Origin of the sequence: Halolamina pelagica (assembly GCF_001307315.1) — an archaeon.
GTDB classification, from domain to species: Archaea; Halobacteriota; Halobacteria; order Halobacteriales; family Haloferacaceae; genus Halolamina; species Halolamina pelagica_B.
Genome location: NZ_LGUC01000002.1, coordinates 138578 through 163100 on the forward strand (window position 1 = coordinate 138578; position 24523 = coordinate 163100).

The window sequence follows — 24523 nt, forward strand, 5'->3', positions numbered from 1 at the left end:
CCATGTCCGGAGTTCCGTCTGCGTAGCCAGCTTCCGTGGGGAACACCACCTTGTCCGTAGTTAAGCCCGTCCTACCCGGGTCGAAAACGTCGGAATCGTCGATCTCGACAGCGAATCGGGAGCGAGTCCGGGATCAGTAGCCGTCGCCCCAGTATGTCCGGAGTTATCTGGTCCGAAGCGGCCTCTACCCGGCAAAATATGCCGTCAATCCTCGGTCGCGAACTCTCCGAGGCTCGTGTCGACGATCGCTTCCTCCACGTCCTCGTCGAGGAACTCCTGGACCGACGTGTGGACGCCCACGTCGTCGACGGTGTCGGCCATCGCGTCGAGGAGCAGATGGAGATCCATGTCGATCGCGTACTCGCGGTAGGTGCCGCCGCGTCGGCCCTCGTTGCGTTCCGTGACCGAGATGATCCCCAACATCGCGAGCTCGGAGAGGTGGTCCCGCATCCGGCGAGGGACGAGCGGGTCCCGGCCGGCCATCTCCGTGAAGCGCGTGTACCGCGGGCGGATGTCCCGAGAGCGGACGGGTACCTCCCCTCGAGATCGAGGGTCAGGAGCGCATAGAGCACGAGGTGGCCGTGTTGGGTGAGCCCGGTAATCCCCTCCTTGATCCGCCCGCGTTCGAGGGCCCGGCGGCCGCGGTCGACGTGCTCCTCGGTCACGTGTTCGGTGTCGTCGTCGCGAGCGAGATCGCCAGCCTTCATCAGGAGGTCGATCGACTGCCGGGCGTCACCGGCGTCCTTGGCGCCGTAGGCGGCACAGAGCGGGATCACGCCCGGATTGAGCACGCCATCGTGGAACGCGATATCGACGCGCTGTTGCAGGATCTTCTGGAGGTCCTCGGCGTCGTACGCCGGGAAGTGGATCTCCTGTTCACATAGCGAGGAGCGGACTTTCGGCGACAGCTCTTCGCGGAACGAAAAGTCGTTGGAGATACCGATGATCCCGATCTTCGCCTCGGTGAGGTTCCCGTTCGCCCGCGCTCGCGGAAGTTGATACAGGATGGAGTCGTCCTCCACGTGGTCGACCTCGTCGAGGACGACGATGACGGTGCCGCCACAGGCGTCGAGCTCGTCCCAGAGCATCTCGTAGACGCTCGCCCGGGGATAGCCAGTGGTCGATATCTGGTCCGTGTCGCCGCGAAACTGGTTCACCAGCCGCGTCGCGACCTGATAGCTGCTGGTGAGTCCGTCACAGTTGAGCGAGACGAGCGTCAGTTCGATGTCGTCGTACTGTGCGGTGTCCTCTTTCAAGTGTTCGAGGAGGTATCGTGTCGCAGCGGTCTTCCCGACGCCGGTCTTGCCGTAGAGGAACACGTTGTTGGGCTGCTCGCCGTTGATCACGGGCTGCAGCGCGGCCCGGTACGTGTCGAGTTCCTCGTCCCGCCCGACGAGTTCGTCAGGCTGGTAGTCCTCCCGGAGCGCGTCCCGGTCACGGTAGATATCGGTGTCCCGCTCGAACATGCCCATCGCGTTGTAGGAACAGACGTGGCATGTCACATAAAACCACCGCGTCCGGAGTGTCCGCTGTTTCCGCTGTTCTCTATACTCTTAAAGAAGCGATGCACACACCCACCCCACTTTGTCCGCAGTTCTCGGCCAGATACAGGGGGTGGGGGTCGAACCCACAGAAACCGCTCTTTTAGATAGTAACCTATTTATCCATGGCAGAATAGTTGGTCCGTAGCCTCAACAAAGATGTTTGAACGGACTAATCGTCCGTGAAAACAACCCACCGTTTCGAGCTCTCTCCATGAGTGTACGGCCACCCTCCCGCCGTGTTCGTCGAACTGCGGACAAAGTGGGGGGAGGGTGTTGCCGGCTGTCCGTGGTCCGGCCGAACCCGTGATTTTCCGTGGTTGAGTACGCGAGTAGTTCTGGTCCGTCTCCTCCGACGGCGATCTCGTACGTCGCCACACCACGATGTCCGCAGTAACCCGCCGAACGTGTCAGCAGAACAGCGGACGCCGTGGGGTGTCCACCCGATCGAGCGCCGTTCGACCAAGCGGGCGACCGTCCGTACCCAAGGACGGCAGTCAGTGGGAGAGACCGATCGCCTGTGGTCGAAGACAACCGGCTGCCGCCGGGAACGACGAGTTGTGTCTCACCGCCCACCGGGATTAAGCGAGGGGGCGACAAACACCGAGTATGGTCACTGCCCGGCGCCTCGTCCTCGATCTGTTGAAACCCTACAAACCGGACATCGTCACGGTCGCCGACGCCGTCGCCGGCATCGACGGCATCACCGGCGTCAACGTCGCGCTGGTCGAGACCGATAAGGAGGTTCAGACGGTCAAGATGACCGTCGAGGGCGACCCGATACAGGTCGAGACAGTGTACGAAACACTCGAGGATCTCGGGGCCGCGGTACACTCGATCGACGAGGTCGTCTGTGGCGATCACATCGTCGAACAGAGCACAACCCCGCAGGACTGAGCATGCGTTCGTACTTGCGGCGCCTGGCGCGAGCGTTGGAACGGGAGGACGTGCGGTCGATCTCCCGCCGCTACTTCATCTCCAACGGGTTCGACGGCGCGCTCACGAGCGTCGGGGTGAGCGTCGGCGCGTATCTCTCCGGGATCGCCGACGGGCTGACGGTGTTCAGTATCGGTATCGGAGCCGCGATCGGGCTCGGTACCTCGGGCGTCTGGAGCGTGTGGGAGATCGAACGCGCCGAGAAGCGGGCCGAACTCGCCCGCATCGAGCACGCGATGCTGAGCGATCTTGACGAGACGCGGATCCACCGCCAGCAAACCGGCGCGCGGAAGGTGAACGCGCTGATGAGCGGCATCGGGCCGATCATCGGCGTCGTGCTCCCGATGAGCCCGTTCCTCTTCGAGGGGACGCTGTTGAGCATGCGGGCGGCGACGCTGGCCTCCATCGGCGTCGCCGTCGCGATCCTCTTCACGTTCGGCGCGTATCTGGCCAGGATCTCCGAGCAGAGTTGGCTCGTCGCCGGCGCCCGAATGGGGCTGGCCGGCGTGTTAGTCGCCGCGTTGAACCTCGTCCTCCCGGGGTGACTGAACGGGACCCATGCCGTCACTCGTCATCGCGGTCGCGTTGTTCGGCGTCTCACTCGGTGCGCTGCTTGGCGCGTCGCACGTGTTCACGTCCGCAGCCGAGCGGCTGGGTCTCGCCCTCGGGATCTCGCCGTTCCTGATCGGTGCGACGGTCGTCGCCGGCGGCACGTCGCTGCCCGAACTCGTCTCCTCGGTGCTCGCGGTGGTCGCCGACGAACCGGGGATCGTCCTGGGGTTGGTCGTCGGATCGAACGTCGCCAACATCCTGCTCGTGATCGGGCTCGCCGCCGTCGCGACCCGCCCGATTCGGATCGAGCGGGAGCTCGTCCGGGTCGATCTGCCACTCCTGATGGCGTCGGCGGTGTTTCTGGTCCTGGCGGCGTGGGACGGCACCGTCTCGTGGCCCGAAGGCGTTCTCGGTCTCGCCGGGCTCGCGATCTACGTCCACTTCTCGCTCTCGACACGCTCCCGTCTCGACGAAACCGTCGAGGAGCTGTTCGCCGAACACGCCGGAGTGGTCGGGGGGACCGAGGGGCGTGGTGACGCCACCGACGCCGACTCTACCGCTGTCGATGCCGACGCCGACTCTACCGCCGTCGATGCCGGCGACAACGCCGCCGTCGGCACCAGCGCCGAGGGCGTGACGGTCGAGCCGTCGGTCGGCGCCCGGACCTACGCGACGCTCGTTGCCAGCCTGTTGGTGGTGTTCGTCGCCGCCGACCAGTTCGTCGAGTCGATCCTGTCGATCGCGTCCACGCTCGGCGTCGGGACGGAGTTGATCGCGATGACCGCCGTCGCCGTCGGCACCTCGCTCCCCGAGATCGCCGTGAGCGTGACCGCGACCCGCCGTGGCTCCTCGGAGCTCACTGTCGGAAACGTGCTCGGGTCGAACGTGTTCAACACGTTCGCCGTCGTCGGCGTCCCCAGCCTGCTCGGCCCGCTATCGGTGCCGGCGAACGTCCGCGGGTTCGCGCTGCCGGTGATGGTGCTCGCGACGCTGCTGTACTACTTCGTCACGCAGGACCGCGAGATCACGCGCTGGGAGGGCATAACGTTCGTCGTGCTGTACGCCGTGTTCGTGCTCAACGTGGCCGGGTGAGGCGGCAGCGCTCGAGAAGGGGAGCACTGGCTGGCGTCCGGAGCGCCGATCGCACCCCCACAGAGGCAGATCAACACGCCCCCGCGGCGGAGACAGTATTAACACGCTCTCCGTGAGTGTCACGAACCACGACCCCTCGTGAACAACTCCACCCGACTCGCGACGATCGCCGCGGCACTGATCACCACCGCCGCGATCGCAGCCGTCCCGATCGGGGACCCACTGACGACGGCGGGACAGTACGCGGTGGCGACGATGGCGTTCGCGGCGATCCTTTGGATCACCGGCGCGCTCCCCCTCGCACTCACGGCGCTGACCATCCCGATCCTGCTTACCGTGTTCGGCGTCTACCCCGAGTTCGAGGACGCGGTGCTCGGCTTCGCCGACCCGGTGATCTTCCTGTTGCTGGTGGGGTTCATGTTCGCCGAGGCGCTCCAGGCCCACGCGATCGACCGCCGGATCGCGCTCGCGATCCTCGTCCGCTTCGGCAGCTCCGCTCGGGGGCTGGTCCTCGGCGTGATGGTCGCGACGGCGCTGCTCTCGATGGTGGTCTCGAACACCGCCACGGTCGCGATGATGGTCCCCATCGTCCTCGGCATCGTCGAGAGCGTCACGGAACTCACGAAAGCGGGCGACGACGCGCCCGCCGAAACCGCGCCGGCGTCGAACTTCCAGATCGCGATGCTGCTCGGGACCGCCTACGCCGCGAGTCTCGGCGGCGTGGGGACGCTGATCGGGACGCCGCCGAACGCGATCGTCGTCGGCCAGTTGGACGACCTGATCGGCGTCGAGATCACGTTCGTCGAGTGGCTCGCGGTCGGACTCCCGCTGGTGGTGATCACGCTGCCAGTCGCGTGGCTGCTCCTGACGTACGTGGTCTACCCACCGCGGACGCACGACGTGGGTCGAGCGCGGGACCGCGCCCGCGAGCGGCTCCGAGCGCTCGGTCCCCTGTCGACCCCGGCCCGACGCACGATCGCGGTGTTCGGCGCGACGGCAGCGCTCTGGATGCTCGGCGGGCTGGGCTTTCTGTTCGAGGGCGTGCTCCCTCGCGCGTGGTACGTCACCCTCTTCGGCGGTGCCGGCGACTCCGTGTTCGGTACCGCCGGCCACGAGGGCTGCTGTTCTACGTCCTCGTGGGGTTGCTCGCGATTCCGGCGCTGGTGCTCAGCGGCGCGACCGCGTGGGATGACCTGCTCGACATCGACTGGGGGACGCTACTACTGCTCGGCGGCGGGATCTCGCTGGCGAACGCGCTGCACGACACGGCGGCGACGGTGTGGCTGGCGGAGCTGACCCTCGACCCCCTGGCTGGAGCGCCGATCGTCGCCGTCCTGCTCGTCGTGATCACGATGATCGTCGTCGTCGGCGAGATCGCGTCCAACACCGCGATGGCCGCCGTTCTCGTCCCGATCCTCGTGAACATCGGCCCCGCGTACGCGGCCGTGCTCGGCACGACGGGGGAACTCGCGTCGGTGCTGTTGGCGGTCACCGGCGCCGTCGCCGCGAGCTACGGGTTCGCACTCCCCGTGGCGACGCCGCCGAACGCCATCGTCTTCGGCGCCGGCTACGTCGAGCGCGAGCACATGCTTCGTGCCGGCGTCGTCCTCGACGCTATCGTGATCCTGTTGACGACCGGCGTCGCCTACGTCCTCGTCCGGACGCTCTGGCCGGTGGTTCTCGGCTGATGGCGGCTCGGTGCTGGCCAGGGGGTCTCACTCCTCCGTCGGCTCTCGAACGGTCAGGACCGGAACCGGCGAGGTCCGAATCAGCTTCTCCGTGACGCTACCGAGGAGGAACCGTTCGAAGCCGGTCCGGCCGTGCGTGCCGACGACGAGGAGGTCGATCTCGTGGTCGTCGATGTAGCTGAGGATCGTGTTCGGGATCGACGAGCCGTACTCGACGGCCGTGGTAGGGGAGTCGACCCCGCTGTCCGCCGCGACCGCGGCCGCGTCCTCGAGGATCTGGTTCGCGGACTCCTCGAGGCTCTCCATCTGCATCTCGGTCCGGACGTCGGCGCCGAGCGCCATCGTGTCGATCACCGACAGCAGGTGGAACTCCGCGTCGTCCCCCGTCACGACGCCGATGCCCGTCCGAACCGCCTCGTCGGAACAGTCGCTGCCGTCGGTCGGCAGCAGCACGTTCCGATACGGGTGTGCGATCCGGGCGTCCTCGTCGGGACGGATCGTGAGCACTGGCACGTCGGCGTGTCTGACGACGCGTTCGGTGGTGCTCCCGAGGAAAAATCGCTCCAGCCCCCGATGCCCGTGAGTCGGCATGGCGATCAGGTCGGCGCCCTCCCGGTTCGCGTAGGCGCCGATCTCCTCGTAGGGATCGCCGCGCCCGACGGCGGTCACGGTCTCGAGGCCGCGCTCCTCGGCCGTCGCTGCCGTCTCGCTCACGAGCTGTTCGGCGTCGCGTTCGAGCTCGTCGACGGCCTCGTCGCTCACTCGGCGCAGTCCGTCGGCGGCCGTGTCGACGACGGAGAGGACGTGCACCGTTGCGTCGTGTGCGGCCGCGACGTCGAGGATGTGCTCGAACGCGGTCGCTGCCCCTCGCTACCGTCCGTTGGGAAGAGAAGCTGATCGTACATCGTGTTAGCTTGGAGAGACAACTACAAAATACTGCGGCCCCGTTCCCCGGATCTGCCACGCCCGCCGCTGTTTGGCTCAAACGATTACGGCTCGATCCGGGAGAGCCGCATCGCGTTCCCGGTGACACCGAGGGTCATCCCGGCGTCACCGATCAGGACGGCCGCCCAGATGGGCACGAGCCCGAACGGCACGGCGAAGGCGAGGGCAGCCTTCGCGCCCAGACTCACCCAGATGTTCTGTCGGATGACGCCGTTGGCGTCGTGGGAGAGCTCGTACAGGTAGGGGAGTCGCGAGAGGTCGTCGCCCATCAGGGCGATGTCGGCCGTCTCGAGGGCGGTGTCCGTCCCCGCTGCCCCATCGCGACGCCGACCGTCGCCGTCGCGAGCGCGGGGGCGTCGTTGATGCCGTCGCCGACCATCGCGACGCCGTCGCCGCCCGCGTCGAGTTCGCGCACCGCGTCCACCTTGTCCTCCGGGAGGAGCTCGGCGCGGTACTCGTCGACGCCGACGCGTTCGGCGATCGCTCGGGCCGTCCGCTCGTTGTCGCCCGTGAGCATGACCACGTCCTCGACGCCCAGATCGTGGAGCCGGTCGACGGCGGCTTCGGCCTCCGGCCGCAGTTCGTCGGCGACGGCGATCACGCCCTCGATCTCCTCGTCGGTACCCACGAGGACCACCGTCTTCCCCTCGGCCTGGAGTTCGGGGACGACCGTCTCCAGCAGGTCGACGCAGTCGTTGCGCTCACACAACTGCTGGCTCTTCTTCGTGACGACGCCGCCGTCGGTCGCGGCGTGGACGTGGTTGAGATCGAACCCGAGCTCCTCGAACAGCCCGGGCTTGCCGGCGTAGTGGGTCCGCCCGTCGAGCTCTGCCCGGACCCCCTTCCCGGTGATGCTCTCGAACCCGTCGACGCCCCGTCGGTCGACGCCCTGGTCCTCCGCGCGGTCGACGATCGCCTCGCCGATCGGGTGCTCCGACCGGCGTTCGAGCCCGTGGGCACAGCGGAGCACGTCCGCCTCGGTCCGATCGCCCAGCGGCACCACGTCGGTGACGCTGAGTTCGCCCGTGGTGAGCGTCCCCGTCTTGTCTAGCGCGATCGCGTCGACCTCGCCCATCGCCTCGAGATGGTTGCCGCCCTTGATCAGGACGCCGTTTTTCGCGCCGCTGGTGATCCCCGAGACGACAGACACCGGCGTGGAGATCACGAACGCGCACGGACACGCGAGCACCAGCAGCGTCAGCCCGTAGACGATCGCCTCGGTCTGGGTGGCGCCGAGTACGGCCGGCGTCGCGAGCGTCACCAGCACGGCGAAGGCGACCACGATCGGGGTGTAGTAGCCCGCGAACCGCTCGACGAACTGCTCGCGTTCGGTCTTGTTGGACTGGGCGTCCTCCACCATCTCGATGATGCGCGAGAGGGTGTTGTCGCCGGCCGCCGAGGTCACCTGGAGTTCGAGGTACCCCTGCTCGTTGATCGTGCCGGCGTACACCTCGTCGCCGGGCGTCTTGTCGACCGGGACGCTCTCGCCAGTGATCGGCGCTTGGTTCACCGCGCTCTCGCCGTCGATCACGTCGCCGTCGAGCGGGATCTTCTCGCCCGGTTTCACGACGACCACGTCGCCGACGGCCACGTCGTCGACGGGCACCGTGACCTCGGCGCCGTCGCGCCTGACTGTCGCCTCGTTCGGCGAGAGGTCGATCAGCTCCTGGAGCGAGTTCCGGGCCTTGTCCATCGAGTACCGCTCCAGCAGTTCGGCGACGCTGAACAGGAACGCCAGCGTCGCGGCCTCCATGTACAGCGATTCGCCGAACCCGACGCTGACGGTGATGGCGCCGAGGATGGCGATGCTCATCAGCAGGTCGATGTCGAGGTTCCGATTGCGGAGCGAGTAGTAACCCCCGCGCACGATCTCCTGGCCGCCAGTCACGACAGCGGCGAGGAACAGCCCGTCCGCGATCGTAAGCGTGACGCCCGCCGCTGTGAGTAGCCCGGCGTTTACCCCCCGAGGAGGAACTCGAAGGCGAGGCCGAGCAGCGTGAACACGCCGCTGATCCAGGTCTTGATCGCCCGCCGACTTCGCCAGACGTTGTCCGGTTCGGCGACGCCGCCGTCGCCGTCGACCGAGGAGTCGACGACCTCGTACCCCGCGCCTTCGATGGTCCCCCGGACCGCGTCGGCGGTCGTCCGGGACTGATCGAACGTGACGACGACTTTCCCTGTCGTCGGTTCGGTTCGGTAGCCGGTAACGCCGTCGACGGCGGTGATCGCGTTCTCGACCGTTCCGGCACAGGACGGACAGTCCATCGTCGGCGCGGTGAACGTCTCGGTCGCTTCGCCGACCCCGTCGTCGATCTCGTATCCCGCCTTCTCGACGCGCTCGGCAACGTCTTCCGCCTCCGCGCTGTCAGGATCGTAGTCGACGGTCAGTTTGCCCGTCGTCACTTCGGGGTCGACGCCGTCGATGCCGTCGAGCTTGCGGACGCTCTGCTCGACTTTGCCCGCACAGGAGGGACAGTCCATCCCGGGGACGCGCAACTCGACGGACGCGGACGGGGTGTCGACAGGCTCCGGCGCGTCGGAGTCACCCGCGCGATCCCGCTCTGGAGGTGGCGTGCCCCCTTCGCCCCCGCCGTCAGCCCGTTCCGAATCGTTCGGCCCGCTCATACCCCCTGGTAGTCGTGCCGTAGTTAATAACTCCGCTGCTAACGATCCGGGTACTGATGCGCTTCCTTAATAACGATCTGCATCTCACTTAGCAACTCCGCGGAGAGCGACTCATCCGCAGCGGCGCCCGCGTCGCGAAACCGATGCCGGGTAGGGTACTCGTTCGGACGCACTTCGTTACTCGTTCGCCCGTACCTCACTCTTCGGCGTCTGTTTGTTCGTCGAGATAGGTCACGGCTTCTTCGTCGACGACCTGTTCGAAGCGCTCGTAGAACTGGCCGACGGCCTGGAACTGTGGCGGGGCTTCGACGCAGACGACCTCGTCGGCCTCGCGCTGGAGGCGATCGACGGTGTCCGGTGGCGCGACCGGGACCGCCAGCACCACGGACTCGGCGTTGGCGTTCCGGAGCTGTCTGAGACAGGCAGTCGTCGTCGCGCCCGTCGCGACCCCGTCGTCGACGACGACCACGCGTTTCCCTGCGACATCGAGCGGTGGGCGATCCCCGCGGTAGCGATCGACTTTCGCCGCAGCGGCGGCGCGTTCGCGATCGATCTGGTCGTCGAGGGACGCCTCGCTGACCCCGAGATCGTCGATCACTGACTCGTTCAGCCAGACGGTGCCGTCGCTCGCGACGGCCCCGATCGCTAACTCGGGGTTCCCCGGGGCGCCGAGTTTCCGGGCGGCGACGATGTCCAGCGGGGCGTCGAGGCTGTCGGCGACTGCGCGGCCGACCGGCAGCCCCCGCGGGGATCGCGAGCACGATATCCGCCGCGATGTCCTGCTCGTCGAGGAGCGCAGCCAACTGTCGTCCGGCGTCAGTTCTGTCTGTGAACATGGTGTGCGCGACTCCCAGCAGCCGCAGTGTGGCGATTCGGGCCTACTCGATCTCGATCGTTCGTGCCTCCCGTACCTCGGCTTTCGGGATCGTGATCGTCAGCACGCCGTTGGTCATCCGTGCGTTCACGTGCTCCCTGTCGACCGCTTCCGGGAGGTGGATCCGTCGGCGTAGCGACTCGTGGCGGCGCTCCTGTCGCAGGTACCGTTCGTCCTCCTCGTCGATGGACTCGTCGTGCTCGGCTTCGACGTGGAGCGTTTGATCGGTCACCCGAACGTCGATGTCGCGTTTTTCGAACCCTGGCACGTCGACGCTCACTACGAACTCGTCGTCGTGCTCGACGATATCGACCGCTAGCTCCGTGGACTCACCAGTCGACCGGCTGAGCGGGCCGTCGGACGCCCACGTACGGGACGACTCGTCGAACTGCCGGGCCATCCGCTCGAAGAACTGTTCGACCTCCTCGAAGGGGTTGCTGCGTGTGCTCATTCTTCGACCTCGTGTCCTTCCTGCGTCCGAGACGTGTACTTCACTTCTTGTCGCAGATCGACGCCCAACCAGACCAGAGCGGCCGCGACGATGATGATCGTCCCGAGGACGGACGTCGCCGGCTCCGGGAAGAAGAACAGTACTACGCCGAGAAGGATCGCGCCGGCGAGACCGAGCGAGTCCCACCACGGGTCGACCGCGCGCTGCCAGATTCCGTCGGGTTCTGTTGCCATAGCAACCGTCCGAACAGCGGACGTGAGTATTGTTTTTCAGCCACTACTGACTGCCCAACCCGGTAGGCCGCTGCTACACAGCTATCGGGCCGTGGCCGGCTTGCTTTGCCTCGATACAGGCTCAGCGAGCGACACTGCGGACACTCCCGCAGCCAAGTGAGAAGGACACCTCAGTTAAGGTAGCTAAGGCAGCTAAGGTAGCTAAGGCAGCTAAGGTAGCTAAAGCAACTCGGGTAGCTGCGATACCTACGCCCAAGACGGGAGGCCGGGTCGCTGCTCCCACGCTGGGTGCTTCATTGTGGTTCCGCAACGACCGCGTCAGTACGGCGGGGACTCGGCCTCGATGACGTCACTGAGACTGTCGAGTTCGTCCGAGAGCATCACCACGAGGTCGTCGAGCGTCACGATCCCGGCGACGGTGTCGTCGGCGTCGACGACCGGCAGCCGCCGCACCGAACTCTCGTGGAGCGTCCGGATCGCGTCGAACACCCCCTGCTCCCCCCGACGGTCACCGGCGTCTCGGTCATGACCTCCTCGGCCGTTACCGTCGTGGGGTCGGCACGCGGTTCGAGCACGTCGATCACGAGATCCCGGTCGGTGACGATCCCGACCGGTTCGTCGTCGGTCTCGATGATCACGCTTCCGACGTTCTCTTCTTTCATCACTGTCGCGAGGTTCCCGGCCGACTGGTCACGGCTCGCGGTCATCACGTCCGTTCGTGCGATGTCTGCGACAGGCATAGCGGTTCCCCGTTCGGTCGGCGCCGGGAAGAGTATGGACACGATTCACGACCCACCGGCGCGCTAACAGCATCCTACTCGTCGGTCAGCGCGGCGTCGCGGCGACGCAGGCCGAAGCTTCGAGTCGCTGGGGCCCATACGTCCACTCATGCCGAACGAAGCGCCGTTCGAGGCACACACCGAGGAGTACGAGGCGTGGTTCGAGGAGAACGAGGCTGCCTACGAGGCCGAACTCGCGGCGCTCCGTCGCCTCGTGTCGTCGACGGGTCGGGGGCTGGAGATCGGCGTCGGGAGCGGACGGTTCGCGGCGCCGCTGGGGATCGGCGTCGGCGTCGACCCCTCGGGACAAATGCTCGGTCACGCCCGCGAGCGCGGCATCGACGCCGTGAAAGGCGTCGCCGAATCCCTCCCGTTCCGTGACGGCGCCTTCGACACGGCGCTGCTCGTGACGACCATCTGCTTCGTCGACGACATCCCGCGGACGCTCGCGGAGGCGTCGCGGGTGCTCCGGCCCGACGGGAGCCTCGTCATCGGCTACATCGACAAGGAGAGCCCTGTCGGCGAGCTCTACCAGGAGCACCAGGCGGAGAGCCCGTTCTACCGGGAGGCGACGTTCGTCTCGACCGACGAGGTCGTCGACGCCCTCGAGGCGGCGGGGTTCTCGGAGTTCGAGTTCGTCCAGACGATCTACGACTGGCCCGGCGAGTCCGACGAGCCCGAACCGGTCGAGTCGGGCTACGGCGACGGCTCGTTCGTCGGGATCAAGGCCGGCAAGTAGCCGGTCGCGGGGGGTCGACCGAGCCAGTCAGCCCGCGTGGCGCGCCCCGGGACGTCGATCACTCCTCGAGCAGCCAGCCGAAGCGTTTCTCCCAGTACTCCTCGTCCGGGTGCTTCTTGCTCCGGCCGTACGTCTTCCGGTCCCGGATCCGGCGTTCGAGCACGTCGCGGGCCTCGTTGAGCGCCTGTTTCGCGCCGTACCCCTCGCCGGAGGCGATGTACAGTCCACGGTCGGTGTGCAGTCGGACGCGAGCCAACAGCAGCGGCGTCCCGCGGAACTTCTCGTCGTGTTTGTGGAAGTGGATCCGTGCGTCGAGGACGCGCATCCCGCCGTCGCGGTCGTCGAACCGGTCGACCATGGCGACGATATCGTCGTACTGGATGTCGGCGATCAGTTCGGCGCCGTAGAGCTGGACCGACCGGCTCCCGCCGGCCTCCCAGGTGAGCGAGTCCAGTACGTCGGTCTTCGTGACGATCCCGAACGGGTCGCCGTCCCGGGTGACGACGAGCGAGGAGGCGTCGGCCGCGAACATCTCCGCGACCGCGGTCTCGAGGGTCGCGTCGGGCCCGATCGTCCGCACCGGTGAGGTCATCACGTCCCGAACCGGGAGATCGAGCATCCGTGCGAGTTCGCCCTCGCGAGCGCCGAATCCGCCGTGTGAGCGGCCGCTCCCGGCGGACATGTCGCCGCCGAAGGCGTCGGTGCCGCTCGGATGCCCGCCCTGGCTCCCCTGCTCCGATCGGACCGTGATGTCGACCACGTCATGGAGGCTCAAAACGCCGGCTGCCGACCCCGCCTCGACGACCGGGAGGTGGCTGATGCGGTTCTCCCGGAGGACGTGCAGCGCCTCGCCGAACGTCGACTCCGGGTCGAGCGTGACGAGATCGCTCGTGTGGGCTTCGGCGACGGTCGCCGCTTCCAGGTACGGCTGGACCGCGTCGAGTATGCCGTCGACGGTGACGACGCCGGTGAGATCGCTCCCCCGGAACACCGGAAGCAGCGGGGCGTCGCTGTCGATCATCAGCTGGGCCACCTTCCGTACGTCCTCGTCGGGGGCGAGCCGGGGAACGTGCCAGACGAGCGAGCCGATCTTCTCGTCGGGCGGGTGGTGGGAGGTGGCGAGCTGTTTCCGGGTGACGACGCCCTCGAACCCGTCGCCCTCGACGACGACGCCTTTGACCCCGGGGTCGTCGAAGGTGCCAACGAGCTTCGAAACGGTCGTGTCTGGCGAGAAGGAGACGTACTCCTCGGAGACGATATCTGCGATGTCCATACTGGCGATTCGTGCTCCGCGGCGATTGGTAGCCGGTTCGTACTTCGCCTGTCGGCTCAGCCTCTGTGGCCCAGTTCCTGCTCGACCCAGTCGATGGCCGCGCCGACGGTCTCGTTCTGTCGCACGTCGGCCGCCGGGATCGCGAAACCGAACTCGGCTTCGAGGGCGGCCACCAGCGCGATGATGTCCATCGACTTCGCGTCGAGGTCGCCCGAGAACGCTGTGTCCCGGTCGATTGCCGCCGGCGCTTCGTTGAAGATGTCCGCGACGGTGTTGATGACGCGTTGTTCGACGTCTGCTGTCTGGTTGCGTTCGTCCATGGGTTCGCCTCCCCCGACGCCGGGTCTGGTCGCGCATGGACCCCGGCCCGGAAAGTAATAGCCGCCCTACGGCTCCTCCGTCGACGCGCAATCGGCGCCTACTCGTGGTCGGATTGTCCCGCGTGCTCGAACCGGACCGGCAGCGACTCCACGCCGTAGATGAACGAACTGCGAACCGGCGTGAGTTCGTCCAGTGCGACTCTCGCTTCGAGCCACGCCTCGCGGGTCTGCAGTTCGGTCGGGAAGGTCTGGAGTCCCCCGATGTCGGCTGCGCTCATCGACAGGCGGTTCGAGCCCGGTTCGCCCCCACCCGAGCAGGTAGGCTCAACACGGGTGCGGCCCTACTACGAGCTATGGGTTCGGACACGACCGGCGAGTTCCCGCCCGGCCCCGACGGCCTCCCGGTCGTCGGCGCCGTCCCGGAGTCGATCGTTGGCGGCCTCGAGTTCACGGAGCGCGTCGCTCACGAGTACGGCGACGTCGTCCACTGGACCGGGCTCGGCGGGCAGTTCTACCAACTCAACCATCCGGAGCACATCGCCCACGTGCTCGTCCACAACAACACGAACTACGTCAAGGGCGAGCAGTTCCAGCGCATCCTCCGCCCGCTGACCGGTGACGGCATCCTCAACAGCGAGGGCGAGGCCTGGCGCCGGAACCGCCGGCTGATCCAACCGGCGTTCAACCCCGATCGGATCAGCGTCTACGCCGAGATGATGACCGACCAGACCGCCCGCATGCTCGACGGCTGGGCCGACGGCGAGACCGTGACGATCCACGAGGAGATGATGGAGTTGACCCTCCGGATCGTCGCGGAGGCGCTGTTCGGCGTCGACATCGACCGCTACGTCGACGAGATCGAGGGGGCGATGAACAGCTTCCTCCCCGCCACCGCCAGGCTCTCGAACCTGTTGCTGCCCGAGGCCGTGCCGCTCCCCTCCCGGCGGAAGATGGCTCGGGCACGGGAGACGCTCGATGCGGTCGTCGACGACATTATCGCCGAGAAGCGCCGCGAGCCGGGCGAGGACGACGTGATCTCGATGCTGCTCGACGCGCAAGCAGACGGCGCGCCCCTGGACGACGAGCAGATCCGCGACGAGGCGATCACGCTGCTGACGGCGGGCCACGAGACCACGGCCGTCTCGCTGACGTACACCACCTACCTGCTCGCCCAGCACTCCGGAATCGAGGAGAAACTCGTGGCGGAACTCGACGACGTGCTCGGCGGCGATCGGCCGACGATGGCCGACCTCGACGACCTCTCCTACACCGAACGCGTCGTCGAGGAGTCGATGCGGCTGTTCCCGCCGGTCCCGAGCATCGTCCGCGAGGCGAAAGCAGGCGACCGGATCGGCGGCTACGACATCCCTGCCGGGTCGCGCATCTTCCTGAGCCAGTGGGTCGTCCACCGTGACGATCGGTGGTACGACGACCCGCTGGCGTTCCGCCCCGAGCGCTGGACCGACGAGATGCGCGATTCGCTCCCGCAGCTCGCGTACTTCCCGTTCTCGGCCGGCCCGCGCCGCTGCATCGGTGACCGCTTCGCGATGCTCGAAGCGCGACTCATCCTCGCGATGATCTACCAACAGTACCACCTCGAACTCACCTCGGGGCGAAACGTCGAGGTGATCCAGACCGTCACCTCCCGGCCCGACGAGGACATCCGGATGCAGCTGCACGAACGCGAGCAGTAGTCGGCGCGTCGTCGACCGCCACGCCCGCGACAGCCAGGCTCTTTCTGTCGCCGACCGTACTCCCCCGTATGTCCCTACAGGTCGAGACGGCCGAGCGCACCGATATCGTCGACGTGAGTACCGACGTTGCCGAGTCGATCCCGGCCCAGATCGACCGCGGCGTCTGCACCGTGTTCGTCCCACACACCACCGCGGGCGTCGTCGTCAACGAGAACGAGTCGCGGCTGCTGTCGGATCTCGAGGGGTGGCTCGACGAGCTCGCGCCGCGGAGCGAAGGGTACGCCCACGACGAAATCGACAACAACGCGGACGCCCACCTGCGGGCGATGCTCCTCGGTGAGAGCGTCTCGGTCCCGGTCGTCGACGGCTCGCTCGACCTCGGGACGTGGCAGTCGATCCTGTTCGTCGAGTGCGACGGCCCGCGGACGCGGTCGCTGGACGTGACGGTGGTTCCACGGTAACTCTCACGTTGGACTCGGTATTCGACCGGATGGGGCTCGCGCGTACGATCGTTCGGGCAGTATTGCAGAAACGACAAGTCACAGGTAGAGTTTTTTGGCTGGCCGTCGCCGTTTTGGCTGTCCGATGGAGCTAGACGAATTCGTCGACGCGAACGTACCCGAGGAGGGCGGTACCGGGTTCCAGAAAGTCAACAAACGGCTGCTCGCGATCCCCTTCGAGGGAGTCGCGATGGTGAAAGCCGGGTCGATGATCGCCTACACCGGCGACGTAACGTTCACCGGTAAATCCTCCGCGGAGGGCGGGATTACCGGACTCGTCAAGGAGGCCGTGAGCGGGGAGGGAACGCCCATCATGGAGGCCGAGGGCTCCGGAACACTCTACGTGGCTGATCAGGGCAAGAAAGTACAGGTCCTCTCGCTCGACGCCGGCGAATCCATCTCCGTTAACGGGACCGACGTGTTGGCGTTCGAGGAGCGCGTCGACTACGAGATCGGCACTGTCGGCGGGCTTTCCCAAGCCGCGGCCGGCGGGCTGACGAACGTGTTCCTCACCGGCCCCGGAGATATCGCGATCACGACCCACGGCGACCCGGTCGTAATGCGGCCTCCGGTCACGACGGACCCCGAGGCGACGGTCGCTTGGAGCGCCAACCTCTCCCCGTCGATCGGGACGAACAAAGCGATCGAGATCGGCCAGCAGTCCGGCGAGACGATGCAGATGGAGTTTGGGGGCTCCGACGGGTTCGTCGTCGTACAGCCTTACGAGGAAGGTGGGCAGATGTGATACCCCTCGGCGGTACACGCTGAGCAGTCGCCGAACTCTCCGTGGCCGTTGCGAGCCGTCCAAACCCGTCTGCTCTGCCGTCGACTCCGGGACACACGCTTGCGGTGGAGATTGCGAGTAGCTGTTTCTGCAGCGCGAGACCGGCCCGAACGGACGCTGTCGACCGATTAGCCATCGGTGGCAGTTGACTCGAGTCGTGAAGCGGGACGGGATCGAACCTCGAAGAAAGATATCGCGCTATATACTTTATTACCGACCCGACGTAGACAGAACCTGATTGAGAAGCCCCGGAACCCGGGATCTCGGCTGCAGGCCACACGAAGATCGGCATCGACGCCGGCGAACAGTTACGCACGCTTAACTCACTAAGCGTGCGTAAGTTCTTTGGCGAGTGCCCCCGTCCCCCTGAACGACCCACCCACACACAGATGCGCACCGCTTTCCTCCCACTCCGAGACCCTGAACCGGCGACCACGCCACTAGTGCGGGGGCGACGATGAGCGCCCGCGAGGCGTCGACGCCGATCGCCCGGACGTTCCAGACGTTCCTCACCGACAAAGGCAAAGGGCAGGGCGGCACCGACGGCGCCTACCGGCGCGACGCCGAGCGAGAACTGAACCGCTTCCTGCGCTGGTGTCGCGGCAACACGCCCGATCCGGCGAACGCCTCCCCGGCCGATTCGTGGGCGGGCATCGTTCGGGACACGAACCCCGGGAGTGAGGGTAGGGATGTCCGGTTCGCCGACCTCGACTCGACCGTGTTCGGCGACTACGCCCGCTACCTCGTCGTCTCGGGGTTCTCGAACAGCACGGTCCTCACCTACTACGCCTACGTCGCCTCCTGGTGTGGCTGGGCCGACGCCCAAGGCTACATCCCGCGTCATTACGCCCGGGAGTCCGACGCCGAGGACCCGCTGCCGGAGAGCACCGGCCGCCGCCCGGGCGATCAGCAGGCGTGGTCGCCCGAACAGCGCGACCAGCTCACCCGGTTCGTCGACGAGCGGGCGTCGGCGGCGATCGACGCCTTCGGCGCCGTCGAGGTGCCGGCCGACGAGCACGGTGACCCCGCGAGCGAGGCGGTGCAGGCGAAGGCTGCCGCGCGGTTCCGTGCGTACAAGCGCTGCCGGGAGCGGGCGCTGGCGTACATCCTCTGCTACACGGGCCTCCGGGCTTCGGAGTTCCTCAACGCGCCCGACGACGACCGACCGGGCCGGAACGGGATCCGTTGGGCGGACGTCTCCTTCGGGGACAACAACGTCACCGTCTACCGGAAGAAACAGCAGTGGGACGAGGCGTCACTCCCGAATCCCGTACTGGGGCCGCTGCGGCGGTATCGCCAACTGCTCGACGCCCCGAGGAGTGGCCGGTGTTCACGACGCTCCATCGGCCGACGCTGGCCCGGCACGTGACCGATGGCCTCCGTGACCGGGGGCTCTCTGCCGACGAAATCGACACACATCGAGAGGCGAAACCGGACCTGCTCGTCGCCGCCGAGTTCGACATCTCCGCGCCGCCGGGGCTCAAACCCAACGGCGCGCGCAGAGTGCTGCAGCGACTCTGTGACGACGCCGAGATCGCCGTCGACGACGACCGCCACGACTACCTCGCCCCCACGGTGGCCGCCGCGGGATGGGGAGGTGATGGTTCGGGAGTTCGGCTACGCCGCCGCCGCACGGTATCTCGACAACTCCGAGGAGCAGGTCCGCCAGGCCTACCAGCACATCGAGGCCGCCGAACGCGCCGACATGGCGACGGAAGCGCTCTCGAACACCGACGGGCGCGTTCGGGAACCCACCGAGCGAGATCGGACCTGACGCTCTGCCGCGAATCCTGGCGGTCAGCCTTGTCGCCGACCCCACCAACTGCTCTCTGCCGCTCCCCCAACTGCCTCCGCTGCCTTTGCTACCCTAGCCACCGCAGATACCGAAGTTACCCTAGCCGCCGTAGGTGCCCTACCCACCGCAGATGAAGCAGGTACCGCATCTACTTCACCTACGTTACTTACTTTAGCTACCTCAGCTACCTCAGCTACCTTAGTTACCGTAGCTGGCACAGCTACCACAGGTACGGTAGCTACCGCTTCTGTGGTTCCCGCAAGGCACTCACGTCCGCCGATTCCCGCGGTACTGTCGGCTAGTCTGGGCCGGCGGTGCCGGTAGCCTCCCGCCATGTTGACGTTTACCAATATTTATACTGACTCGCGCCGTCCGCGCGAATGCGAGCCACATGAGCCAGCCGACTACCACTAGGGACGCCCTCGATCAGTCCGAGCGGCGTCTACACGACGGAGTATCGCTCGACGAGCCCACGCCGAATCGCGGCTCCGGCAGCGCCGGGGAGGCCGCGCCTGCCGACGACATCCGGAACCGACACGACGAACGTGACCGGCCGCGGGCGACAGGTACGGACGCCACGGGGGGTGGTGCCTGATGGTCGATGTCTGCTACCTCGTTCCCGGCGTGGGCCTCCCGAGCGAGGAGCGGGAGCGTCGCGAACGCGTTTCCAACGAGCTCACGCCCGACCACGTCGACGTGAGCGTCCTCGAAGCCGAGGGCCCGGGTCCGACGAGCATCGAGAGCGCCGTCGAGGAGCTCTGGTGTACCGTCGGCTCGATGCAGACCGCCCACCGCGTCGAGGACGAGTTCGACGCGCTGGTGATCGGCTGCTTCGGCGACCCTGGCATCCGGGGGCTGCGGGAACTGCTCGACATCCCCGTCGTCGGGCCGGCCGAGACGACGATCCACACCGCCGCGATGATCGCCGACCGCTTCACGTGGCTCACGATCCTCGACGAGACGATCCCGATGAGCCACGAGCAGGCCCACGAGCACCACCTCTCGGATCGCTGTGTGAGCGTCCGCTCCGTCGACGCGCCGGTCGAGTCGATCGACCACGGCGACGACGACCTCGTCGAGCGCATGGTCCGGGAGGGGAACGCCGCGATCGAAGAGGACGGGGCCGAGGCGCTGTTCCCGGGCTGTATGAGCCTCTCGTTCGCCCAGCGCCACGACGAGATCGAGGAGCGCGTCGGCGTGCCGTTCCTCGACCCCGCGAGCCTCGCGCTCGAAACGGCTGCCACCTGGGCCCGCCACGGCGTCGCCCAGAGCGCGGCAACCTACCCCGAGCCGAAGTTCGAGAAACTCGGCGACCTGTTGGGGGAGCCCGCCGCCGCAAGCGACGACTGAGGCGCGGCGACGGCCAGCCGTGACTCGATCGTCGCCGAATCGCCGGCGAAGCTATTTCACAGCCCGGTCGTGAGGGATCCACATGGACGACGACCCGTCCGTGACGGCCGAGGATATCGGACAGTACGCCCGACGAGCGCGGCTCGACCCGGACCGATTCGACCCGGAGGAGCAGGCAGCCGCGATGGCGGCACAGGACGATCTCGTCTCCCGTCTCGACGAACTCGAGCTGCCGACGGCGCCCGACCGGACGTTCTGGGACCCGAACGAGGACGACGACCCGCACGCGGCGTTTCTCTCCCGGTGTGACATCCAGCGAACCGACGACGGCGTGCTGTCGGGGCTGACGGTCGCGGTCAAGGACAACATCGCGGTCGCGGGGCTCCCGATGACCGCCGGATCGCCGCTGTTCGCGGATCACGTTCCGGCCGAGGACGCGACCGTGGTCGACCGGCTACTGGACGCGGGCGGGCGGATCGTCGGCAAGGCCAACATGGACGAGTTCGCGTTCGGCGGCGACGCCGAGACGATGCGTTTCCGACTGGCCCGCAACCCCAACGACCCCGAGCACCAGCCCGGCGGCTCGTCGGCCGGGAGCGGGGTCGCCGTCGCGGACGGCCTCGCGGACGTGGCGCTGGGGAGCGACACGGGTGGCTCCGTCCGGTTTCCGGCGTCGTTCTGTGGCGTCGTCGGCCTGAAACCCAGCCGGGGGCTCGTCCCGCTGACGGGCTTTGTCCAGTTCTCGAAGCTCAACGACGAGATCGGCGTGCTCGCGGACACCGTCGCGAACGCTGCCCGGACGCTCGATGCGATCGCGGGGCCCGACCCGCAGGACGCTGCTACGGCCGGCTCGACCCCGCAGGCGTACGTCGATGCGGTCGACGGCGTCGACGCGGCCGCGGTCGAGACGCTCACCGTCGGCGTCCCCGACGAGCTGTTCGGTGGCGAGCCGGCGGTCGACGAGACGGTTCGGGCGGCCCTCGACGAGCTCGCGGCCGCCGGCGCGACCGTGCGCGAGGTGTCGATTCCGAACTTCGAGTACGCCATCCCGGCGTGGTGGGCCATCGCGATGACCGAGGTCGCCGCCTACGTCGAGCGAAACGGGGCCAACTTCTGGCAACGCTCGGTCGCGGATCCGGCGTTCACGGCTGCAGTCGACGAGGCGCTCGCCGAACGCGCCGGCGAACTCGGTGACTACCCCGCGGAGGCGTTCCTCTACGGCCAGCATCTGCTCGCGGCGGACGGCCCCGAGTACTACGCCCGAGCCCAGCGGGCACGGGCGCTCGTGACTGCGGGCGTCGAGGACGCACTCGAGGGAGTAGACGTACTCGCGGGCCGACGACGCCGATGGTCGCGCCCGCGTGGGAGGGCGAGAGCTACCTGGAGGACAGTACGCTCGACGAGGCGGTCCGCACGACGGGGCCGTTCAACCTCACCGGCAATCCGGCGATCTCGGTGCCCTGTGGCGCGAACGACGGGCTCCCGGTCGGGCTGCAGTTCGTCGCCCGGCGCGGCGCCGACGCGACTGCGCTCCGGGCGGCGGCGATCTGGGAGTCGCTCACCGAGTCGGTGGCATAGCGGAAGCAGTTCCCACTGGTTCACGGACTGCGGCGTCACCCCCGTCACGCTTATTGCACTACTTCCCTCCTTGTGCGTGTGATTGACACAGTCGACAGAACGACAGAGGACGGACTCGTCGGCGAGATCGACCGCGACGCGCTGGTGGCCCACATCGACGCGTTGGCCGACCTCCGACGGTATCCCGGGACTGATGACCAGTGGGAAGCGGCCGAGTACATCGTCGACGAACTGTCCGAGGAGGGCATCGAGGTGGAACTGCAGACGATCGAGGCGTACACCAGCGTCCCGGTATCCGCGTCGGTGACCGTCACCAGTCCGGTCCGGGAGGAGTTCGACGACGCGATCACGACCGCGTTCAGCGCGAGTACGCCCCGGGCGGTGTCAGCGGCGAACTCGTCGCCGTGGAGTCGGTCGGCCACAGCGCGACTGACCTCCCCGACCTCTCCGGGAAGATCGCCTTCACGCAGGGGCTGCCCACGCCGGGGGCCGTGCGGGCGATCGACGAGGCCGCAGCGCGTGCGGCCGTTTTCGAGTCGCCGACCGAGGGCCAACTGCACGAGATGATCGTCTCCCCCATCTGGGGCTCGCCGTCGGTTGACGACGCCGACGAGCTTCCGGACCTCCCGGTGGCGGAGATCCACCAGAGCGACGGCGAGTGGCTGGCGGAGCGACTGGCCGGTGACGACGTCGAGGTCGCCGTCGAGACGCAGGCACGCACCGAGCAGCGGGAGCTCCCCTGTCCGGTCGCCCGCATCGAGGGCACCGAGAGCGACCGGTACACCGTCGTCGGCAACCACATCGACTCCTGGCACGAGGGCGTCACCGACAACGCCTCGGCCGTCGCCACGTCGATGGAGTTGGCCCGCGTGTTCGCCGAGAACCCGCCGAAGCGCGGGATCGTGGTGGGGTTCTGGCCCGGCCACTCGATGGGTCGTTACGCCGGGAGCGCCCGCTACGCGGACCGGAACTGGCTCGATCTGCGCGAGAACGGGATCGCCTACCTCCATATCGACCTGAACGGCCTCGACGGCGCCGACCACCTCTGGGCCCAGCACATGGCCGAGGTCGGCGACGAACACCTCGACGTGCTCGAGGACGGGCCTCTCCCGCTCGGCGTCGCGCGGGACGACGGCGGGCTCATCGGCGGTGGGAGTCGGCCGGGCCGGAACTCCGACCAGTCGTTCTGGGGCGCCGGGCTCTCCTCGCTGCTCTCGGGGGCCCGGTTCAGTGCGGATCACGAGGACGCCGGCCCCGTCGGCGGCGGCTGGTGGTGGCACACCCCGGCGGACACTCGAGACAAGATCGATTTCGATCTGATGGTCGAGGAAACCCGGCTGTACACCGCGATCGTCTCGCGGCTGTCGAACTCGCCGGTGTTGCCCCACGACTACCGGGAGACGGCCGCGGAGATCCGCGCGCTCACCGAGCAGATCGACGCCGAGGCCGAGGGGGAGGTAGACTTCTCGCCGGTGTACGACCGCCTGGACCGGCTCGACGCGGCGCTCGAAGAGTTCGTCACGGTCGCCACCGACGCCGACGACGGCGTTGACACGGGCGTCGAAGACGTGCAGGTCCGGCTCGGAAACCTGCTCATCCCGGCGCTGTACATGGAGTCGCCGGCGTACGAACACGACCCGGCGCTGCCACACGAACTGCTCCCGTACCTCCGGGTCGCCGAATCGCTCCCGGACCGAACCGGTCCCCGGTCCGGGTTCGCCCGGACGAAAGCCGTCCGCGGCGTCTCGAAGCTCGCTCACCGCGTCGGGGAGGCGGCCGACGCCGTCGAGGCGTTCCTCGACAGCCGAGCGTAGTTAGCTGAACGCCGGCACCACTTCCTCGGCGAACAGCTCCACGCCGGTCGGCTCGGGGAAGTCGACGAACTCCAGAACGACTTCGTCGACGCCGAGCTCCGCGTACGGTTCGAGCTCGGCGACGAGCTGTTCGGGCGTGCCGATGAGGTTGTTGTACGACGCCATCGGGTCGTCGGGGTCCGGGTCCCGGAACCGCGGCACTTCGTCCAGGATCGCCTCGACCTCGGCCTCGGTTTCCCGGACGATACACCGCGCGAACCAGGAGATATCGATGTCGTCGAACGCGGTGTCGTACGTCTCGCAGTGAGAGCGCAGCACGTCGAGCTTGTGCGCCATCACGTCGGTCGGCCCCCAGAAGTTCCACTCGTCGGCGTGCTTGGCGGCGATGCGGAGCGTGAACTCCTCGCCGCCGCCGCCGACCATGATCGGCGGCCGCGGGTCCTGCCGGGGGCGCGGGCGACAGGCGGCGCCGTCGAGCTGGTAGTAGTCGCCGTCGTAGTCCACCTCCTCTTCGGTCCAGAGGCGCTTGGTGAGCTCGATCGTCTCCTCCATCGCGCGCAGTCGCTCGGGCGCGTCCGGCCAGTCGTACCCGTACGCCAGCGCTTCGTCGGCCTTCCACCCCGCGCCCATCCCGAGCTTGAGCCGGCCGTCGCTGACGTTGTCCACCTCGGCGGCCATCTTCGCCAGCAGGGGGCCGTGGCGGAGCTCGTTGTTCACCGTCTTGGGGAACAGCGTCACCGACTCGGTCGCGCCGGCGAGGGCGGTCAGGGTGGTGAAACACTCGGTGGTCGCGCCGTCACCCGCGAGCAGGTGGTCGGGCACGCCCAGGCCGTCGAACCCCGCGGCCTCGGTGGCCCGGGCGAACGATCGCTGTTTCTCCCACGAGATCGAGTCACAGAACGCCAGCGTGGAGTACTCTGACGCCCCGGCGGCTGTCGGAATGTTGGCTGCGAACCGCAT

The 24523-nt window shown here is 67.5% G+C and carries 21 protein-coding genes and 5 pseudogenes; 14 read left to right on the top strand and 12 right to left on the bottom strand.

What is annotated here, in order from left to right:
- Nucleotides 1-204: 204 nt before the first annotated feature.
- Nucleotides 205-1472 (bottom strand): annotated as a pseudogene (locus SY89_RS14365) (orc1/cdc6 family replication initiation protein).
- Nucleotides 1473-2150: 678 nt separating this feature from the next.
- Here SY89_RS14365 and SY89_RS14370 point away from each other — a divergent pair.
- The 5 genes and pseudogenes from SY89_RS14370 to SY89_RS19145 all read left to right on the top strand — a co-directional run bounded on the left by SY89_RS14370 (nucleotide 2151) and on the right by SY89_RS19145 (nucleotide 5809).
- A complete protein-coding gene (locus SY89_RS14370) occupies nucleotides 2151-2438 on the top strand; it encodes a DUF211 domain-containing protein (protein ID WP_054584855.1) in 288 nt (95 codons plus the stop codon).
- Nucleotides 2439-2440: 2 nt separating this feature from the next.
- Nucleotides 2441-3022, top strand: a complete 582-nt coding sequence (locus SY89_RS14375; protein WP_054584856.1) for a VIT1/CCC1 transporter family protein — start codon at nucleotides 2441-2443, stop codon at nucleotides 3020-3022.
- Nucleotides 3023-3035: 13 nt separating this feature from the next.
- Nucleotides 3036-4121, top strand: coding sequence for a calcium/sodium antiporter (locus SY89_RS14380; RefSeq protein WP_054584857.1), 1086 nt, complete (start codon nucleotides 3036-3038; stop codon nucleotides 4119-4121).
- Between the two features lie 138 nt (nucleotides 4122-4259).
- Nucleotides 4260-5081, top strand: a pseudogene (locus tag SY89_RS14385) (SLC13 family permease); the annotation flags it as partial.
- A gap of 203 nt (nucleotides 5082-5284) precedes the next feature.
- The gene (locus SY89_RS19145; RefSeq protein WP_394325754.1) at nucleotides 5285-5809 is read left to right on the top strand and encodes an SLC13 family permease; all 525 of its coding nucleotides are present in this window, start codon (nucleotides 5285-5287) and stop codon (nucleotides 5807-5809) included.
- A 27-nt stretch (nucleotides 5810-5836) separates the two neighbouring features.
- Here SY89_RS19145 and SY89_RS14390 read toward each other — a convergent pair whose 3' ends face one another.
- From SY89_RS14390 to SY89_RS14415, 7 genes and pseudogenes are all read right to left on the bottom strand, one after another.
- The gene (locus SY89_RS14390) at nucleotides 5837-6619 is read right to left on the bottom strand and encodes a universal stress protein (RefSeq protein ID WP_321163917.1); all 783 of its coding nucleotides are present in this window, start codon (nucleotides 6617-6619) and stop codon (nucleotides 5837-5839) included.
- Between the two features lie 179 nt (nucleotides 6620-6798).
- Nucleotides 6799-9379 (bottom strand): annotated as a pseudogene (locus SY89_RS14395) (heavy metal translocating P-type ATPase).
- Between the two features lie 196 nt (nucleotides 9380-9575).
- Nucleotides 9576-10215 (bottom strand): annotated as a pseudogene (locus tag SY89_RS14400) (phosphoribosyltransferase).
- Nucleotides 10216-10257: 42 nt separating this feature from the next.
- Entirely contained in the window at nucleotides 10258-10704 is a 447-nt protein-coding gene (locus SY89_RS14405; protein ID WP_054584858.1) for an Hsp20/alpha crystallin family protein, read from the bottom strand.
- Nucleotides 10701-10937, bottom strand: coding sequence for a hypothetical protein (locus tag SY89_RS14410; protein ID WP_054584859.1), 237 nt, complete (start codon nucleotides 10935-10937; stop codon nucleotides 10701-10703). Before SY89_RS14410 ends, SY89_RS14405 begins: the two co-directional genes overlap by 4 nt.
- A gap of 318 nt (nucleotides 10938-11255) precedes the next feature.
- On the bottom strand, nucleotides 11256-11390 hold the full coding sequence (locus SY89_RS19150; protein ID WP_275575425.1) for a CBS domain-containing protein: 135 nt from the start codon (nucleotides 11388-11390) through the stop codon (nucleotides 11256-11258).
- Nucleotides 11339-11677, bottom strand: coding sequence for a CBS domain-containing protein (locus SY89_RS14415; RefSeq protein WP_239685686.1), 339 nt, complete (start codon nucleotides 11675-11677; stop codon nucleotides 11339-11341). Before SY89_RS14415 ends, SY89_RS19150 begins: the two co-directional genes overlap by 52 nt.
- 148 nt (nucleotides 11678-11825) lie before the next feature.
- Between SY89_RS14415 and SY89_RS14420 the strand changes: the two genes are divergently transcribed.
- On the top strand, nucleotides 11826-12455 hold the full coding sequence (locus tag SY89_RS14420) for a class I SAM-dependent methyltransferase (protein WP_054584860.1): 630 nt from the start codon (nucleotides 11826-11828) through the stop codon (nucleotides 12453-12455).
- Between the two features lie 58 nt (nucleotides 12456-12513).
- Here the strand turns inward: SY89_RS14420 and SY89_RS14425 are convergent, their stop codons facing one another.
- The 3 genes from SY89_RS14425 to SY89_RS14435 form a co-directional block, all read right to left on the bottom strand.
- Nucleotides 12514-13728, bottom strand: coding sequence for a CBS domain-containing protein (locus tag SY89_RS14425; protein ID WP_054584861.1), 1215 nt, complete (start codon nucleotides 13726-13728; stop codon nucleotides 12514-12516).
- A gap of 56 nt (nucleotides 13729-13784) precedes the next feature.
- The gene (locus SY89_RS14430) at nucleotides 13785-14048 is read right to left on the bottom strand and encodes an acyl carrier protein (RefSeq protein WP_054584862.1); all 264 of its coding nucleotides are present in this window, start codon (nucleotides 14046-14048) and stop codon (nucleotides 13785-13787) included.
- Nucleotides 14049-14146: 98 nt separating this feature from the next.
- Entirely contained in the window at nucleotides 14147-14326 is a 180-nt protein-coding gene (locus tag SY89_RS14435) for a hypothetical protein (protein WP_054584863.1), read from the bottom strand.
- 75 nt (nucleotides 14327-14401) lie between these two features.
- Here SY89_RS14435 and SY89_RS14440 point away from each other — a divergent pair, with 75 nt between their 5' ends.
- The 8 genes and pseudogenes from SY89_RS14440 to SY89_RS14475 all read left to right on the top strand — a co-directional run bounded on the left by SY89_RS14440 (nucleotide 14402) and on the right by SY89_RS14475 (nucleotide 23563).
- Nucleotides 14402-15742 carry a cytochrome P450 gene (locus tag SY89_RS14440; RefSeq protein WP_054584864.1) on the top strand — a complete coding sequence of 447 codons (1341 nt, stop codon included), beginning with the start codon at nucleotides 14402-14404 and terminating at the stop codon, nucleotides 15740-15742.
- A 68-nt stretch (nucleotides 15743-15810) separates the two neighbouring features.
- The gene (locus SY89_RS14445; RefSeq protein WP_054584865.1) at nucleotides 15811-16203 is read left to right on the top strand and encodes a secondary thiamine-phosphate synthase enzyme YjbQ; all 393 of its coding nucleotides are present in this window, start codon (nucleotides 15811-15813) and stop codon (nucleotides 16201-16203) included.
- A gap of 124 nt (nucleotides 16204-16327) precedes the next feature.
- Nucleotides 16328-16987: an AIM24 family protein gene (locus tag SY89_RS14450; protein WP_054584866.1), complete on the top strand. Its 660-nt coding sequence runs from the start codon at nucleotides 16328-16330 to the stop codon at nucleotides 16985-16987.
- A gap of 496 nt (nucleotides 16988-17483) precedes the next feature.
- Nucleotides 17484-18800, top strand: a pseudogene (locus SY89_RS14455) (site-specific recombinase).
- Between the two features lie 615 nt (nucleotides 18801-19415).
- Nucleotides 19416-20171 (top strand): aspartate/glutamate racemase family protein, encoded by a 756-nt coding sequence (locus SY89_RS14460; protein WP_054584867.1) that lies wholly within the window; start codon nucleotides 19416-19418, stop codon nucleotides 20169-20171.
- An 82-nt stretch (nucleotides 20172-20253) separates the two neighbouring features.
- Nucleotides 20254-21831, top strand: a complete 1578-nt coding sequence (locus SY89_RS17830; protein WP_054584868.1) for an amidase — start codon at nucleotides 20254-20256, stop codon at nucleotides 21829-21831.
- Nucleotides 21828-22316: a uroporphyrinogen-III synthase gene (locus tag SY89_RS18770; RefSeq protein ID WP_054584869.1), complete on the top strand. Its 489-nt coding sequence runs from the start codon at nucleotides 21828-21830 to the stop codon at nucleotides 22314-22316. Before SY89_RS17830 ends, SY89_RS18770 begins: the two co-directional genes overlap by 4 nt.
- Complete coding sequence (locus tag SY89_RS14475) at nucleotides 22313-23563, top strand: M28 family metallopeptidase (RefSeq protein WP_239685707.1); 1251 nt, start codon at nucleotides 22313-22315, stop codon at nucleotides 23561-23563. Before SY89_RS18770 ends, SY89_RS14475 begins: the two co-directional genes overlap by 4 nt.
- On the opposite strand, the gene SY89_RS14480 is transcribed toward SY89_RS14475, so the two are convergent.
- Nucleotides 23564-24523: an LLM class flavin-dependent oxidoreductase gene (locus tag SY89_RS14480; RefSeq protein WP_054584871.1), complete on the bottom strand. Its 960-nt coding sequence runs from the start codon at nucleotides 24521-24523 to the stop codon at nucleotides 23564-23566.